Source organism: Methylobacterium sp. E-005, from assembly GCF_022829725.1.
Classification (GTDB): Bacteria; Pseudomonadota; Alphaproteobacteria; order Rhizobiales; family Beijerinckiaceae; genus Methylobacterium.
Map to the genome: position 1 here is coordinate 24,627 of NZ_JAKSYG010000019.1, position 15,664 is coordinate 40,290.

Consider the following 15,664-nt stretch of genomic DNA (forward strand, 5'->3'; position numbering starts at 1 on the left):
AGCTGACGGGGAGAGAGACGTGTCGAAGCGCAAGCCGCTGGTGGTCGTGACGCGACGGCTGCCGGATGCCGTCGAGACGCGGATGCGCGAGCTGTTCGACGTCCGCCTCAGTTCCGACGACGCGCCCTTGGCGGCTGAAACGATGATTGCGGCCCTGCGCGAGGCCGACGTTCTCGTCCCCACCGTCACCGACGAGATCGATGCCGGGCTCATCGCGCAGGCCGGACCGAACCTGCGGCTCATCGCCAATTTCGGCAACGGCGTCGACCACATCGACGTGGCGGCGGCGCTCGAACGCGGCATCACGGTGACCAATACTCCGGGCGTGCTGACCGAGGATACCGCCGACATGACGATGGCGCTGATTCTCGCCGTCGCCCGCCGGGTCGCCGAGGGTGCGCGGATCATCCCGGATGACGAATGGACCACGGGCTGGTCGCCGACCTGGATGCTCGGCCGGCGCATCACCGGTAAGCGGCTCGGGATCGTCGGTATGGGCCGCATCGGTCAGGCACTCGCCAAGCGCGCCCGGGCCTTCGGCCTGCAGGTCCATTATCACAACCGCCGCCGGGTGCCGGCGGCCATCGAAGGCGCGCTCGACGCGACCTACTGGGAATCCCTCGACCAGATGCTGGCGCGGGTCGACATCGTGTCGGTCAACTGCCCGCACACGCCGGCGACCTACCACCTCCTCTCGGCGCGGCGCCTCAAGCTGCTCAAGCCCGAGGCGGTGGTGGTCAACACCGCCCGCGGCGAGGTGATCGACGAGAATGCCCTGGCGCGACTGATCGAGGGCGGCGAGATTTCGGCCGCCGGCCTCGACGTGTTCGAGCAGGAGCCGGCCGTGAGTCCGCGCCTCGTGAAGCTCGCCCGGCAGGGCAAGGTCGTGCTGCTGCCCCATATGGGCTCGGCGACCTATGAGAGCCGCATCGACATGGGTGAAAAGGTCATCATCAACATCAAGACCTTCATGGATGGCCACCGGCCGCCGGACCGGATCCTGCCCAGCATGCTCTGACGGGAGCCGGCGGCGCGCCTCGACGCGCTGTCAAAGCCGTCCGGCGACCGCCATCGGATTCCTGGCCGCTTCGACGCTCTGGAACAGGCGTTCTGTCGTCAGCTTCAGGAAGTGAAAGCCGAAATCGGGATTCTGATAGTAGAGTTCCTTGAGGTCTGAATAGGTCACGCACAAAGCCTTGCCGGGCTCAACACATACGAGTGAGGCGGTGCGGGCATTGCCGGGCGAGAGCAGACCGAGTTCACCGACGATCCCGCCGGCCCGCACCTCAAGATCCATCTCTGGAACCCGGAAAACACCGCTCTCGACGTAGTACATCTCGTGCGCCGGATCGCCCGCGCGGAACACGGTCTCGCCGGCATTGAAGGAGCGCTCCGTCCCGAACGGGCGTAGCCAATGCAACGACAGGTCGCCCTCGGCGGCGGTCTTCGTGTCACGGACCAGGCGAAACATCTGCCACAGCCGGTACATGGCGAGGGGCAGTTCGAACAGTTCGGTGACGATCACCGGCCAGCTGTTGATCAATATTCCATAAACGATGAGAACGGAACTCGCGCAGATACCGATGATCCTCAGCGGTATCATCGTGGTCATGGACGTCGAAATGATCACCAGTCCGGTTCCAAGGAATCCGATTGCTTCGACCCAATCCATGTTCCGCCTCGTGCAAATGCGAACGCGGCGTCTGGTATCTTGACCTTTGGCAAGGCCGCAAGTTTCTTGGGGTTGGTCGGCGCAAGTACGCGTGTCGAACTTAGATGACATCTCCCGATAACGCTGGGCGTTTCATACTCTGCACGCCCTGAAACAGCCGCTCACTTGTCAATTTGAGAAAATAGAAGCCGAATTCGGGATTTTGGTAGTAGAGTTGCTTCACGTCAGAATAGGTCACACACAGCGCGTGACCGGCCTCGATGCAGACCAGCGAAGCCGTCCTGGTATTGCCCGGGGACAGAAGGCCGAGTTCGCCGACGATCCCGCCGGCGCGGACCTCGATGTCGACCTCCGGGATCCGGAAGACGCCGCTCTCGACGTAATACATCTCGTCGGCGAGATCGCCCTGGCGGAACACCACCTCACCGATCCCGAAGGCGCGGCGCGAGCCGAAGGGGCGCAGCCATTCCAGGGAGAGGTCGCCGCCGGCCGCCGTCTCCACGTCGCGGACGAGGCGCAGCATCTGCCACAGCCGGTAGGCGTTGAACGGCATCTGGATCAGCTCGGTCAGCACCACCGGCATGCTGCCGATCAGCGTCCCATAGGTGATCACCGCGCAACTCGCGCAGAGCGAAATGATCCGCAGGGGAATCATCGTGCTCATGGCGGTCGCCGAGATCGTCAGTGCGGTGCCGAGGTAGCCGATCGCCTCGATCCAATCCATGGTCGCTCCCAAGCGTGTCGTTGCCGGGGGGATGCCCGTCTTGCCGTGTCCCGGCAAGACGGGCGCAGGGCCTGGATCAGGGCGCCTGCTTCAGGCCCCTGGCCCGCGCAGGCGCAGGGCGATCGCCTCGGCGGCGCGCGCGCCTTCGGCGTAGGCGCCGCCCACCGTGCCCCATTGCTCGCGGGACAGGGCCTCGCCGGCGAACCACACCGTGTCGCCCACCGGATCATGCAGGGTCTGTCGCGCCGGCGCATGGCCCGGGGGAACGACGGCCCAGGATCCCCGCGACCAGGGATCGTGGCGCCATGCGCTGACCACCGGGATGCTCAGGTCGCGCACGCGGCGATGCCCGAACAGATCGGCCAGCACGGCCCGGACGTGCCGGCGCACGCCGTCCGCTCCGGACCCGGCTGCATCGAGGGATGCGGCGTCGTGCAGGTCGAGCTCGTAGTAATGGAAGGGCGTGCCGTCGATCCGGGTCAGCAGGCCCGGCGGCGTGCGGCGGCGACCGTGGATCGCCGCCAGACGGTCGCGACCCCGGAACGGGCTCGACGGCCAGTGCAGCACCGCGTGCTCGTAGATGCCGGTGGTGAAGCCGTCGATGGCGGCACGGACTGCGTTCGGCAGGGGCGGCGTGAAGGATGGACCATCGCGCAGCACCATCATGGGCGCGGTGACGATCAGCGCCCGCGCCTGATACGGGGGGCCGCCGCCGGTCTCGACCCGGACGCGGCCGCCCGACCAGTCGACATGCGTGACCGGCGTCGCCAGCGCCACCGGAAGTCCGTCGGCGAGGCGGGCCAGATAATTGCCGTAGCCATCGGCCAGGAAGAAGTTGTCGCTATACTCCATGCTGGGAAAGTCGTGGAGCGAGACCTCGCTGAGTGGCCGGCCGGAGACGAGGCCGTGGACCTGCGCCACCCGGGACCCCCAGGGCCCGAGTCCCGGCGGGAGAACGTTTGCGGCCGGTCGGTCGTCGCCGGGCTGGGCGGCGCCCCCGGTCATCGCCCGGTCCGCACGGGCGAAGGCCCGGGCATTGGCCCGGACCTCGTCGGCGCGGCCGGGCCGGTGTCCGACCCAGACATGGCTGTCCTGCGGCGCCTTGCGCAGCCGCTCGCCCCGCGCGCGGCCCAGGGCCACCAGGGGATTGATCGGCCCCGCGTGGAGCCAGTGGGCGCCCAGATCGAGGGCGTGGCCGCGCAGCGCCACCGTCAGGGCGCGGCCGCCGACGCGATCACGGGCCTCCAGCACCGCCACGGGTATCCCCCGGGCCATGAGCGCCCGCGCGGCTCCGATGCCGGCCGCGCCCGCCCCGATGATCAGCACCTCCGGTGACGGCGGCAGCGCCGCGAGCCGGGGTCGGTAGGCGGGCTGCGCCGGCGGATCGCCCCGCCGCGGCGCCGGAGTCTCTCGTGTTGCTGCCTGCACGCGCGCGCCTCGCTTCCCTGCCCGTTTTCCTGCGGTTCTACCCTTGCCTGTCCTGCGGTACGTGCAACCTTGCGCCGCGGGCCGCAGGGCTCCACAACGCGCCCGCGCCGCGACCGGCGGCGACCGGAACACACCCGATGCTCGTCGAGTCCGCCACGGCGGCATTGCGCCAGACCTTCTCGCCCCCCCTGCGGGCGATCCTCTGGAAATCACTGGGCCTGACGCTCGGGCTCCTGGTCCTGGTCTGGCTGGGCCTGACCCGGCTGGTCCAGGCATTCCAGGCGAGCCATCACATCTCGTCCCAGTACCCGATCCTCGACACCCTCGCCTATTATTTCGCAGGCTTCGGCCTGTTCGTGGCGCTCGCCTACCTGATGCCGGCGATCTCGATCCTGGTGGCGGGCTTCTTCCTCGACGACGCGGCCGCAATCGTCGAGCGGACGGATTTCCCGGACGACCCACCGGGCCGCGCCATGCCGCTCGGCACCGCAATGCTCTACGCGGTCCGCTTCGCCGGCGTGACGCTCCTGGTCAACCTCGCGGCGCTGGTCATCTTCTTCGTTCCGGTGATCGGGATCGCGGCCTTCTTCGGCGCCAACGCCTATCTGCTGGCCCGGGAATATTTTGAGATGGCGGCGGCCCGGTTCCGGCCGCTGCCCGAGGCCGCCGCCATGCGCCGCGCCTTCTCGGTGCGGACGCTCGGTGCCGGCTGCCTGCTCTCGGCCATGATGGTGGTGCCGATCCTGAACCTGCTGACGCCGCTATTCGGCATCGCCCTGATGGTCCACCTGCACAAACGCCTCAGCCGGCGGCCGCGTCTGACGGCGCCGCGGTCCCTCTAGCCGTTGATGCGGCCAAAGCCCGCTCTGGCCGGGACGGGGTTTGGCCGTTACCGTCGCCGCAGCCGGGCGGGGGCCGGGGCGGAGAGCCGATCAATGAAGGCCCACGACGCGGCGCAGGACGTTCCCCCGCCCCCCGGTTTCGTCCCGTTCCTCTTGGTCGGGCTCTTGGGACTCGGGCTGCTCGGCTGGGGGGCTTACGGGCACTGGCGGCGCGACGTTGAGGCGAGCGCGACGCTTGCGCGGGTCAAGGCCCTCGTGCCGCAGGTGCGCACGGTCGTGGCCGAGCGCGCCGATGGACCGCTCGACCTCGTGCTGCCGGGCGAGATGCAGGCCTTCACCACGGCGGCGATCGCGGCGCGGGCCACGGGCTACATCGCCGAGCGCCGCATCGATATCGGCTCGCGCGTGAAAGCCGGCGACCTCCTCCTCCGGATCGCGGCCCCGGATCTCGACCAGCAGCGCGCCCAGGCTGAGGCGCAGGTCGGTCAGTTGAAGGCGCAGCTGCTCCAGGCTCAGGCGCAGGTCGAGCAGGCCCGCGCCAGCGTGAACCTCGCAAATCTCACCAACAACCGGACCACGACCCTGGCGGTCCAGGGCTGGGCCTCCCGCCAGAACGCCGACACCGCGCAGGCGGGTGTCCTGTCCCAGGCCGCGACGCTGGCCGCCGCCGAGGCCGGCGTGAAAGTGGCGACCGCGAATATCAAGTCGCAGGAAGCCGTGGTCGATCGGTTGAAGGCGCTGACGGCGTTCGAGCGGGTCGTTGCGCCCTTTGACGGGGTCGTCACGGTCCGCAACGTCGATGTCGGCGACCTCGTCCGGGCGGATAACGGCGGCACGCCGCTCCTGAGCATCGATCAGGACAGCACCCTGCGTATCACCGTGAACGTGCCGCAGAACGACGCGGTCGGCGTCAAGCCGGGGGTCAAGGCGGTGATCACCGTCCCGCAGATCCCCGGCAAGAGCTTCGACGGCTTCGTGGAGCGCAGTTCGGTCGCTTTGAATGCCGCCTCGCGCACGCTGACGACGCAGGTGGACGTGCCCAACCCGGATCGGCAACTGCGCGCTGGTCTCTACGCCTACGTGACCCTTCAAATCCCGCGTGCGGAGCCGGCGGTGGCGGTGCCCGCGGAGGCAACCGTGTTCAACGGCGACGGCCTGCAGGTCGCCCAGGTCGGCGACGATGACCGCGTGACGTGGCGGTCCGTGAAGGTCCGGCGCGATCTCGGACGCACCCTGGAGTTGGAATCCGGCCTGCCGGCTGACAGCCGCATCATCTACAGCCCGCCGCCGGACCTGCGCGACGGTCAGGCGATCGAGCGCCTGAAGGCGGCCCCACCGCCGACGCCGGTGCGGTCGGCCCAGCGCTGACCGGCCGAAGGAGCCTCAGTTCACCCGGACGACGAGCTTCATCTTCGGGTGGATCCCACAGAGAACCTGGAACGTGCCGCGCTCCGTGAAGGTGATCGGCGTACGGCTGCCGGGCTCCTGATCGCCGGAATCGAAGTTGAACGTGTCCGACTCGACGAAGACATGGTGCAGCAAGTCGCTGTCGTCGTTGACGAAGGTGACCACCTCGCCGCGCGCAACCACAAGATTGTCGGGATGAAACATCCGGCCCTTCTGCGAGACCGCTATGCCGGAGGCCTGGAGTTGCCCGGTAACGAGCAATCCGCTGAGCGCACCCAAGGCCAGCGCCAGCACGGCGGGTCCTGACTTCCGCCACCGCAGGCTCACGGCGATACGGGATACGCAAGCGGACATGGGATCCCTCGGTGTTCGAGGATCACCGTCGCACAGATTTCATTGAAAAATCATTCCTCGAATACCGAAACCCAACCGCTCTCCGGGCGATCGTTCGGAATACGACTTATCTTCGTTCGCGCAGTTAAAGCGAAGCGCTGGGTCCGCGAGCTAAGCGCCTCTTAACATGTGGCAACTACAGATGGTGGTACGTGTGGCGCGACGGCCGGTGCGATGCAAGACCCCGAGACGGCGACGGAGGAGCGAAGCCCGGCGAAGCTGTCGGTAACGGCGCGCGGGTTTACGGGTTATTTCACCACGATCCGCGGCCGAATCCTCGTCGCGTTCCTGAGCATGAGCCTGCTCTCCGGCGCGCTCGGGCTCTACGCTGTCGTCGCGATCTCGCACATCGGCACTCTGGTCAATCGGACCTACGATGAGTCGCTGATGTCCATCAACTATGCGCGGGCAACGGCGGCCGACTTCGCCAAGATGCGCACGGCCTTCGCTCGGCGCATGCATCTTCGCAACGAGGCCGAGACGGCCAAGCTGAATGCCGAGATCGCGGATCTGTCGACGACGCTGGCCGAGGATCTGACGATCGCGGTCGAGCGGTCCCAGTCCGACCGGGCGGTGCGGACCGCCGGCGCCGTACAGGCAGCCGTGACCGCCTGGGAGGAGCTGCGGCGCTCCCTCGATCCCGCTACGGCCCGGCCCGAGCGCTGGGATGCCCTGGATCAGCAAGCCAGCGCTGTCGACAATCAGATCGACCTCCTCGTGAACTACACGGCCGGCGACGGCTTCACGTTCCGGCAGGCTGCACGCACGCTGGTTGCACGGGAAATGCGCGTCAACGCCGTCGCGGCCCTCCTAGCGGTCGTGGCCTGTGCGCTGATCGCGTGGCTGCTCAATCGACGCATCAGCGGGCCGCTCGCCGCCGCGTCCCGTGCCGCGGAGCGCATCGCCAGCGGCCGGCTCGAGGACCGCATCCCCGCCGGCGGCCGCGACGAACTCGGCAGCCTGCTTCGCTCCATGGCGGCCATGCGCGACAATATCCAGGCCATGATGGCCCGCGAAGTCAGTCAGCGGCGCCGCGCCGAGTCGCTGGTCACCGACGCGCTCCAGACCTCCCGGGAGGGCGTGGTCGTGGTCGATGCGGCCGGCCGGATCGCGTTGGCGAACGCTCAGGCCCAGGGCTTCTTCGAAGGTCTTGGCGAGGCGATCGAGGCCGGTGTCTCCCTCTGGGGTACCACGGATTGCGCGGGTCCTTCCGGACGAACGGCCCTGTCCGACTGTTTCCGGGCGCTCGCCCGCGACGGCGATATCCGCTTGGCGGATGGGCGATGGCTGCGGGTGAGCCGCAGCGCCACCCAACAGGGTGGCTTCATCGCAGTGTGCAGCGACATCAGCCTGCTGAAGCAGCAGGAGGATCGGCTGACCGAAACGAACCTCCGCCTCGACGCCGCCCTCGACAACATGTCGCAGGGCCTGTGCCTCTACGATGCGCAGGACCGCCTGATGGTGGTCAACCGGCGTTTCACGGAGATCTACGGCTTGGCGCCGACGGCGGTCGTGCCCGGAATGACCGCCCTGGAGGTGATGGACGTCAGCCTCCTGGCCGGCAACCACCCGGGCTGCGACCTCGATACGCTGCTGCGCCAGCAGCGCGAGGCATTCTACGGCGGTGCTTGGCACACGCATTTCCAGGAACTCTGCAACGGGCGCATCGTCGCGATCGAGCGGCGCAAGACCGCCGATGGTGGGTTCGTCGCAACCTACGAGGACGTCACCGACCGGCGTCGCGCCGAGGCCCGCATCGCCTTCCTGGCGCATCACGACATCCTGACGGGGCTGCCGAACCGCATTGCCCTGGGCCAACAGATCGAGATGGCGGTGGCCCAGGCGGGGCGCGACCACGGCTTCGCGGTCTTCGCCATCGATCTCGATGATTTCCGGCCGGTGAACGAGACCCTGGGCCACGGCGTCGGCGACGAGTTGCTGATCGCGGCGGCAAACCGGCTCACCGCCTGCGTGCGGGAGATCGACTGCGTCGCCCGGCTCGGCGCCGACGAATTCATCGTGGTCCAGCGGGGCATCGATCGTCCGGAGGACGCGGCGGTACTCGCGCGGCGGATCATCGAGGTGGTCGGCGCGCCTTACAGCTTGAGCAGCCACGAGGTCAGCGTCGGGCTGACCATCGGTATCACCCTCGCGCCGAGCGATGGGACGAGCTGCGACAAGCTTCTGAAGAATGCCGAGGTCGCACTGGACCGCGGCAAGAGCGAGGCGCGCGGCTCGTTCCGCTTCTTCGAACCCGAGATGGATGCGCGCCTGCAGGCCCGCCGGATTCTGGAGCGCGATCTGCGCGAGGCGCTCGCCCGTGAGTCGTTCGAAGTCTATTACCAGCCGATCTACAGTCTCGATGCGGATCAAGTCTGTGGGTTCGAGGCTTTGCTGCGCTGGAACCACGCGGTTCGCGGCTTCATCTCACCCGCCGAGTTCATTCCCATTGCGGAAGAGCTTGGCCTGATCGTCCCGCTCGGCGAATGGGTGCTGCGCCGCGCCTGCGAGGAGGCGGCCCGCTGGCCGGATGAGATGAAGGTCGCCGTCAACGTCTCGGCGGTGCAGTTCACCTCGGCGAGTCTCGTGAACGTTGTCCGGGAGGCGCTGCGCCGCACCGGTCTCCCCGGCCGGCGGCTGGAGCTTGAGATTACCGAATCGGTGCTGGTGGCCAATCCCGGCGCGACGACCGCGATCCTGCACAGCCTCAAGGCGCTGGGGGTCCGGGTCGCCATGGACGATTTCGGCACCGGTTACTCGTCGCTCAGCTACCTGCGCAGCTTCCCCTTCGACAAGATCAAGATCGACCAGTCCTTCGTGCGCGATCTCTGCATCAAGGACGGCACGCACTTCATCGTCCGGGCGGTGATCGGGCTCGGGGCCAGCCTCGGCATGACGACCACCGCCGAGGGCGTCGAGACCGAGGCGCAGCTCGCCCAGCTCAGGGCCGAGGGTTGCGACGAGGTGCAGGGCTACCTCTTCAGCCGGCCCGTACCCGTCTCGGAGGTATCGGCGGTGATCCACCGCTGGAACGGAGCCCGCCGGGCGATCGCGTAAGTGGCCCGTCCTCCACGACGTGGGCTCCCGATCCCGCGCACAGGCCGCGTGAGCGGAATGCGACCCGGGACCTGGCGCTCGACGTCGCGAAGCGTCCGTTCGAGCGGGGCCGCCCATGCAGCGTTTCGGCTGCCAGGTCCCGCTTCGCTTCACCCGTCCGGGAAAGGGTTGCGCGCTTCCCGAGCCCCTGCCCTACTCCGCCGCGTCCAGGCGTGGGCGCTCCACGTGGCTGCGCTCGGCCTTCACCAGTTCGGCCGTGCGGAACGCCACCTCCAGCGCCTGCTCGGCGTTGAGGCGCGGGTCGCAATAGGTGTGGTAGCGGTCCTGCAGATCGTCGGCCGTCAGCGCCCGGGCACCACCGGTGCATTCGGTCACGTCCTTGCCGGTCATCTCCAGATGGATGCCGCCCGCGAAGGTGCCCTCCCCCCGGTGGACGCCGAAGAAGCCCTCGATCTCCTGCATCACGCGCTCGAAGGGCCGGGTCTTGTAGCGGCCGGCCGAGATCGTGTTGCCGTGCATCGGATCGCAGATCCACACCACCTTGCGGCCTTCCCGCTCGACGGCGCGGATCAGGGCCGGCAGGTGATCGCCGACCTTGTCGGCCCCAAACCGGCAGATCAGGCTCAAGCGACCCGGCTCGTTTTCCGGATTGAGCAGGTCGATCAGCCGGATCAGCCCCTCAGCCTTCATCGACGGGCCACACTTGAGACCGATCGGATTCTTGATGCCCCGGGCGTATTCCACATGGGCATGGTCCGGCTGGCGGGTCCGGTCGCCGATCCACAGCATGTGGCCGGAGGTCGCGTACCAATCGCCCGTGGTCGAATCGACGCGGGTCAGCGCCTCCTCGTAGCCAAGCAGCAGGGCCTCGTGGCTGGTGTAGAAATCGGTGGTCCGCACCTCCGGATGGGTCTCCGGGTTGATGCCGATCGCCCGCATGAAGTCGAGCGCGTCAGTCATGCGGCCCGCCACATCCTGGTAGCGCGACGATTGCGGCGAATCCTTCACGAAGCCCAGCATCCAGCGATGCGCGTTCTCGAGGTTCGCATAACCGCCGGTGGCGAAGGCGCGCAGCAGATTGAGCGTCGCGGCCGATTGCCGGTAGGCTTCGAGCTGGCGCCGTGGATCCGGAATCCGCGCCTCCTCGGAGAAGCCGATGCCGTTGACGATATCGCCCCGGTAGCTCGGCAGGCTCACACCCTCCAGCGTCTCGGTCGGCGAGGAGCGCGGCTTGGCGAACTGCCCGGCGATGCGCCCGACCTTCACCACCGGCGATCCGCCCGCGAAGGTCAGCACCATGGCCATCTGCAGGAACACCCGGAAGAAGTCGCGGATGTTGTCGGCGGAATGCTCGTCGAAGCTCTCGGCGCAGTCGCCGCCCTGGAGGAGAAAGGCTTCACCCGCGGCGACGCGCGCGAGCGCCGCCTTCAGTTTGCGGGCCTCACCGGCAAAAACCAGCGGCGGAAAGCTCGCGATCTGCGACTCGACGGCACCCAGGGTGGCCATGTCCGGATAGGTGGGGACCTGCTCGATCGGCAGGTGTCTCCAGCTCTTCGGTGTCCAACGCTCGCCCATGGCCTCTCTCCGCGCACCTCTCGTGCGACCGCGCCTTACGCGCGAAGCGCGGCTTATAGAGAGGTTCCCGCACGCTGACGAGTACCGGAATCCAAGGGGCAGGCGCGTTCCGGCTTCAGGCCTCGCCGTCCTCGACCTCGATTCCGTGCTCGGCCAGGATCCAGAAGATCGCCTCCAGATCCTCCGCCGACACGTCCCGGGGCGGCAGGGCCTCCTCCAGGTCGTCGTAGGTCAGGCAGCGGCGGCGCTGCGCCTCCGCCTTGGCGAGCAGTTGGTCGATGGCCTGGCGGATATCGGGCGGCAGCGCGTCGTGGCTTGGGGGGCGATGGAAGACCGGGCGCAGGGCATCCGCCAGCAGGCCGTCGATGATGGCCTGCCGCCGCGCATGCGCGTCGTCGCTTCCTCGGCCGTTGCCTGCGCCCTGCTTGCCCATTCCCCTGATATGGCTCGGTCGGGCTTGGCGTCGAGGTCTCGGACCCGCGGAGTCCTCAGCCGACGCCGACCGGATGCTTGGTCACCTCCGGCACGCGCAAAGTCACGAGCTCTTCGGCGGCCGTCGGATGGACGGCGATGGTCCGGTCGAAATCGGCCTTCGTGGCGCCCATCGTCACAGCGATGCCCACCGCCTGGATGACCTCGCCGGCATCGTGTCCGACGATGTGGACGCCCACCACCCGGTCGGTGGCGCACGCGACGATCACCTTCATGAGGATCCGCTCGTCCCGTCCGGAGAGCGTCGCCTTCATCGGCCGGAAGCGCGCCTTGTAGACGTCGATCGTCCCATAAAGCTCCCGCGCAACCGCCTCGCTGTGGCCGACGACTCCGATCTCGGGGGTCGAGAACACCGCGGTCGGGATCAGGTGGTGATCGACGCAGGTGGGTTTGCCGCCATAGACCGTGTCGGCGAAGGCATGGCCCTCGCGGATCGCCACCGGGGTCAGGTTTGCGCGGTTGGTTACGTCGCCGACCGCGTAGATCGACGGAACCTTGGTCTGCGAGTAGGCATCCACCGGAATAGCCCCGGCGGCATCGACTTCGATGCCGACCCGGTCAAGGCCGAGACCGGCGACGTTGGGCTTCCGACCCGTGGCAATCAGGACCTGATCGACGCGGATCTCGCTGCCGTCGTCGAGCCGGGCGCAGAGCGCGCCGTCCCGCCGCTCGATGCCCGTGAGCGTGCGGCCGAGCCGCAGGTCCATCCGGTGACTGTAGGCTTCGGCCAGGGCGTCGCGGACCTCGTCGTCGAAGCCGCGCAACAGCCCCGCGCCCCGGTGCAGCAAGGTCGTGGCGCTGCCCAGAGCCGCGAACACGCCGGCGAATTCCACCGCGATGTAGCCGCCGCCGATCACCAAGATGCGCTCCGGCAGGCTCTCCAGCTCGAACACCTCGTTCGAGGTGATCGCCAGCCCTATGCCGGGGACCGCCGGCTCCTTCACGGGATGCGCACCGACCGCCACGAGGATCCGCTCCGCCCGAATCGTGCGGCCGGATGTCAGGAGGCGCACCGTGTGCGGATCCTCGATCACGGCCCGCTCCGGCGCAATCTCGACCCCCGCTCGGATCAGGTTGGTGTCGTAGATCCCTTCGAGGCGGGTGACTTCCGCGTCCCGGCGGCGCTTCAGGGTCGCCCAGTCGAAGCGCGGCTTCTCCACCGTCCAGCCGAAGCCGGCGGCATCCTCGAACTCGTCGGCGAAGCGGCCGGCATAGACCATCAGCTTCTTCGGGACGCAGCCCCGGATCACGCAGGTGCCGCCGACCCGGTACTCCTCGGCCAGCATCACCTTGGCGCCGTAGCCCGCCGCGATCCGCGCCGCGCGCACGCCCCCCGAACCGCCGCCGATGACGAAGAGGTCGACGTCGAAATCGCTCATGCGGAGCCGTCCCTTTCGGGTGTCAGGACTGCGCCGGCCCCGGGCACGGCGCGCATCCAGGTGATGGCAGCGCCAAGGCCCGCCGTCCACCACGCCGCCCAGCCGTTATGCTCGACGAAGGCGATCGCGACCGCGCAGGCGACGAGGCCGAGCGCCGCCGCGCGATCCGGCTGATACAGGCGGGCGATGCGGGCGAGCATCAGCATCAGGGTCAGCGCCGCGAGGAACGCGCCCGGCAGACCCAGCTCGACCCAGACCTGAAGGAAGCTGTTGTGGGGGTGTCCGACCCCGAGGAGAACGCGCATCTCGGGCACGAGCGCCTGCGCCACCGGGGTCTCGGCGAAGCGCGCGCTGGTGCCGTAGCCGGCTCCGCGCCAGGGATCGGCCGCCACGGCCGCGCCGAAGCTGCGCGCGATGGCGACCCGCGCCCGGGAGGAAGATTGGACCAGGCGTTCGTGGGCCGCCTCCGGCATGAGGTGGGTCAGGAGATCGCCCTCGACGGGAGCCAGCGCCACAGCGAGGCCCAGGCCGAGCCCGGCGAGGCCGATCCCGGCGCGACGGGGCAGCAGGCGAGCCGCCGCGAACATCGCGAGGCCCGCGATCAGGCCGAGCTGGGCGGCGCCGCTGATCGAACGCAGCACGCCGAGCGCCGTGAAGATCAGCGTCGCCGCCGCCAGACCGCGGGCGCGCTGCCGCCAGAGGACCAGCGCCAGCGGGCCAGCCACGAGATCGAGGGTGAGCGCGGGCCGGTTATGCACGAAGGCTGCGGCCCGATGGCCCAAGGCCCGCTCCAGGGCGAGGTCGGAGGCCAGATCAATGGCAATCAGGAGGCCGGCGAGCGCGATCGAGGCAGCCCCGAGCCGCGGCGCGAAAGCCGGGATCCGGCCGGGTGCGAGGCAGCACAGCAGATAGGCTGCCGCGAGCGTCGGCAGGAATTCGCCCGCCACCCGCAGGGACGTGGCCGGGAACGGGCTCCAGGCGAATGAGACGACGCTCCAGGCCAGGAAGGCGAGTGCCGCCCCGGCGAGCGGATTCGACAGCGGCGCCAGGATCTGCCGGACCGCCGCGGAGCGGTCTTCGATCAGGCGCCCGGCCAGAAAGGCGAGCGCCGCCAGCCCGATGACGGCCGGGCTTGACCGGTTGGCCAGCACCATCGCAAGCGGCATGACGGCGAGGCAAACCCCACCCGCCGCGTAGAGGCGGCTTTGCGCGCCCGCGGAGCGGGCTGACGGCGCTTTCACCGTGATCCGCTCGCCCGGGCGGAGGCCCTCACTGCATCTGATGCCCGCGCTTGCCCATCTCGGCGCGGACGCGGACCATGACGTATTCCGACACGTCCTGGGTCCAGTCCTGCATCTCCTGCACCATCTCGTCGAGGAGCTGCGGCTGCGCCTCGACGTAGTGCTTGCCGGCGGGCGAGCGGAAGAAGGTCGCGATTTCCTGCAACTCGGCCTCAGAGAACTTGGACGCGTAGGTGCGGGCCGCGATGTCGATCATGCGCTGCTTCTGCAACTCCATCTCGGGTTGCAGCGAGGCCAGCACCTCGTCGAGATCCTTGGCCAGTTCCGGCCGGGTGACGGCCTGCTTGCGGATCTGCTCGGCGAAGGCGGGCAGCACCGAGTCGAACGACCGGGCGATACCGGAGGAGAGCATCACCTCGCGGGCCAGCGCGAGGTGGCTCGGCGTGACGCCCGCCGTCGCCGGCGTATTGGCCGCGGGTGTGCTCGGCTGCGTCGCGGGCTTGGCCGGCGTGGGCTTGTGCGCCTGGGCGAAGACCGCAGACGGGAGCGCGAGGCCAAGCGCGAGGCCGAGCGCGGCAGTGAGGCGTCGGGACATGCTGGACTGATCCTGCGAGGAGGGCTTGCGAGGAAACCGGCGCCTCAGGCGAGGCTGCCGAGAACGGTGATGGCGGCCTGCCCGTCCTGCACGGCCGCCAGGATCGCGGCGTCGGCAATGCCGAGGAACAGCCCGTGCTCGACGACCCCCGGCACGGCCCAGAGCGCCGCGCCAAGCACCTCCGGATCGGGGATCGCGCCGAGATGGGCGTCCAGGATGTGATGGCCACCATCGGTGACGAGTGGGGTACCGTCAGGCCGCACACGGAGCCGGACGCTTCCGGAGCAGCCGGCCTCCACGATCGTCCGCTCTACCGCCCGGTGGGTGGCGGCGAGGCCGAACGGATTGACCTCGATCGGCAGCGGAAAGGCGCCGAGCCGGTCGACACGCTTGGCCGCATCGGCGATCACCACCATGCGGTGGCTCGCGCAGGCAACGATCTTCTCGCGCAGGAGCGCCGCCCCGCCGCCCTTGATCAGGCGTAACCTGTCATCGACCTCGTCGGCGCCGTCGATGGTCAGATCGAGTTCGGGCTGCTCGTCGAGGGTGGCAAGTCGGATGCCAAGTCCCTCGGCCTGGGCGCGCGTCGCCTCCGAGGTCGGCACGCCGAGAATGTCGAGACCGTCGCGGACCCGCTCGCCCAGCAGCGCCACGAAGGCCGCCGCCGTCGATCCGGTGCCGAGGCCGAGGCGCATGCCGGGCGCGACGAGATCGAGGGCGCGCGCCGCAGCGGCGCGACGCAGATCCGGCCCGCTCACCGGAAGAGGGCCCGGTCGGTGAGGTCAAGCGAGGGCGCGCACGTCATGGAGAGCTGGTCTTTCCGCGAAGTCCGCGCGGCCCCTAGCACGGCAGCGGACGG

14 protein-coding genes are annotated in these 15,664 nt (G+C 68.9%); 4 read left to right on the forward strand and 10 right to left on the reverse strand.

Features of this window, described 5'->3' with window-relative positions; genetic code table 11:
- Positions 1-19: 19 nt before the first annotated feature.
- The gene (locus tag MKK88_RS00825; protein ID WP_243996688.1) at positions 20-1,018 is read left to right on the forward strand and encodes a 2-hydroxyacid dehydrogenase; all 999 of its coding nucleotides are present in this window, start codon (positions 20-22) and stop codon (positions 1,016-1,018) included.
- 30 nt (positions 1,019-1,048) lie between these two features.
- Here the strand turns inward: MKK88_RS00825 and MKK88_RS00830 are convergent, their stop codons facing one another.
- The 3 genes from MKK88_RS00830 to MKK88_RS00840 form a co-directional block, all read right to left on the reverse strand.
- Entirely contained in the window at positions 1,049-1,672 is a 624-nt protein-coding gene (locus MKK88_RS00830; protein ID WP_243996689.1) for a Crp/Fnr family transcriptional regulator, read from the reverse strand.
- A 100-nt stretch (positions 1,673-1,772) separates the two neighbouring features.
- The gene (locus tag MKK88_RS00835) at positions 1,773-2,396 is read right to left on the reverse strand and encodes a Crp/Fnr family transcriptional regulator (protein WP_243996690.1); all 624 of its coding nucleotides are present in this window, start codon (positions 2,394-2,396) and stop codon (positions 1,773-1,775) included.
- Positions 2,397-2,486: 90 nt separating this feature from the next.
- Positions 2,487-3,824, reverse strand: a complete 1,338-nt coding sequence (locus MKK88_RS00840) for a flavin monoamine oxidase family protein (protein WP_409566601.1) — start codon at positions 3,822-3,824, stop codon at positions 2,487-2,489.
- Between the two features lie 137 nt (positions 3,825-3,961).
- Here MKK88_RS00840 and MKK88_RS00845 point away from each other — a divergent pair, with 137 nt between their 5' ends.
- Both MKK88_RS00845 and MKK88_RS00850 read left to right on the forward strand, forming a co-directional pair.
- A complete protein-coding gene (locus MKK88_RS00845) occupies positions 3,962-4,666 on the forward strand; it encodes a sulfate transporter family protein (RefSeq protein ID WP_243996691.1) in 705 nt (234 codons plus the stop codon).
- A gap of 93 nt (positions 4,667-4,759) precedes the next feature.
- Positions 4,760-6,034 carry an efflux RND transporter periplasmic adaptor subunit gene (locus MKK88_RS00850; protein WP_243996692.1) on the forward strand — a complete coding sequence of 425 codons (1,275 nt, stop codon included), beginning with the start codon at positions 4,760-4,762 and terminating at the stop codon, positions 6,032-6,034.
- Positions 6,035-6,049: 15 nt separating this feature from the next.
- Here MKK88_RS00850 and MKK88_RS00855 read toward each other — a convergent pair whose 3' ends face one another.
- A complete protein-coding gene (locus tag MKK88_RS00855; RefSeq protein WP_243996693.1) occupies positions 6,050-6,367 on the reverse strand; it encodes a plastocyanin/azurin family copper-binding protein in 318 nt (105 codons plus the stop codon).
- A gap of 273 nt (positions 6,368-6,640) precedes the next feature.
- Here MKK88_RS00855 and MKK88_RS00860 point away from each other — a divergent pair, with 273 nt between their 5' ends.
- Complete coding sequence (locus tag MKK88_RS00860) at positions 6,641-9,523, forward strand: EAL domain-containing protein (protein ID WP_243996694.1); 2,883 nt, start codon at positions 6,641-6,643, stop codon at positions 9,521-9,523.
- Positions 9,524-9,715: 192 nt separating this feature from the next.
- Here MKK88_RS00860 and MKK88_RS00865 read toward each other — a convergent pair whose 3' ends face one another.
- From MKK88_RS00865 to rpiA, 6 genes are all read right to left on the reverse strand, one after another.
- Positions 9,716-11,098 (reverse strand): class II 3-deoxy-7-phosphoheptulonate synthase, encoded by a 1,383-nt coding sequence (locus MKK88_RS00865; protein ID WP_243996695.1) that lies wholly within the window; start codon positions 11,096-11,098, stop codon positions 9,716-9,718.
- A 115-nt stretch (positions 11,099-11,213) separates the two neighbouring features.
- Complete coding sequence (locus MKK88_RS00870; RefSeq protein ID WP_243996696.1) at positions 11,214-11,531, reverse strand: RNA polymerase sigma factor region1.1 domain-containing protein; 318 nt, start codon at positions 11,529-11,531, stop codon at positions 11,214-11,216.
- 55 nt (positions 11,532-11,586) lie between these two features.
- Complete coding sequence (gor, locus tag MKK88_RS00875; protein ID WP_243996697.1) at positions 11,587-12,969, reverse strand: glutathione-disulfide reductase; 1,383 nt, start codon at positions 12,967-12,969, stop codon at positions 11,587-11,589.
- Positions 12,966-14,135 carry an O-antigen ligase family protein gene (locus tag MKK88_RS00880; protein WP_243996713.1) on the reverse strand — a complete coding sequence of 390 codons (1,170 nt, stop codon included), beginning with the start codon at positions 14,133-14,135 and terminating at the stop codon, positions 12,966-12,968. The genes gor and MKK88_RS00880 overlap by 4 nt, the downstream gene beginning before the upstream one ends.
- A gap of 103 nt (positions 14,136-14,238) precedes the next feature.
- On the reverse strand, positions 14,239-14,805 hold the full coding sequence (locus MKK88_RS00885) for a DUF2059 domain-containing protein (RefSeq protein ID WP_243996698.1): 567 nt from the start codon (positions 14,803-14,805) through the stop codon (positions 14,239-14,241).
- 44 nt (positions 14,806-14,849) lie between these two features.
- Positions 14,850-15,563 (reverse strand): ribose-5-phosphate isomerase RpiA, encoded by a 714-nt coding sequence (gene rpiA, locus MKK88_RS00890; RefSeq protein WP_243996699.1) that lies wholly within the window; start codon positions 15,561-15,563, stop codon positions 14,850-14,852.
- Between the last annotated feature and the right edge of the window lie 101 nt (positions 15,564-15,664).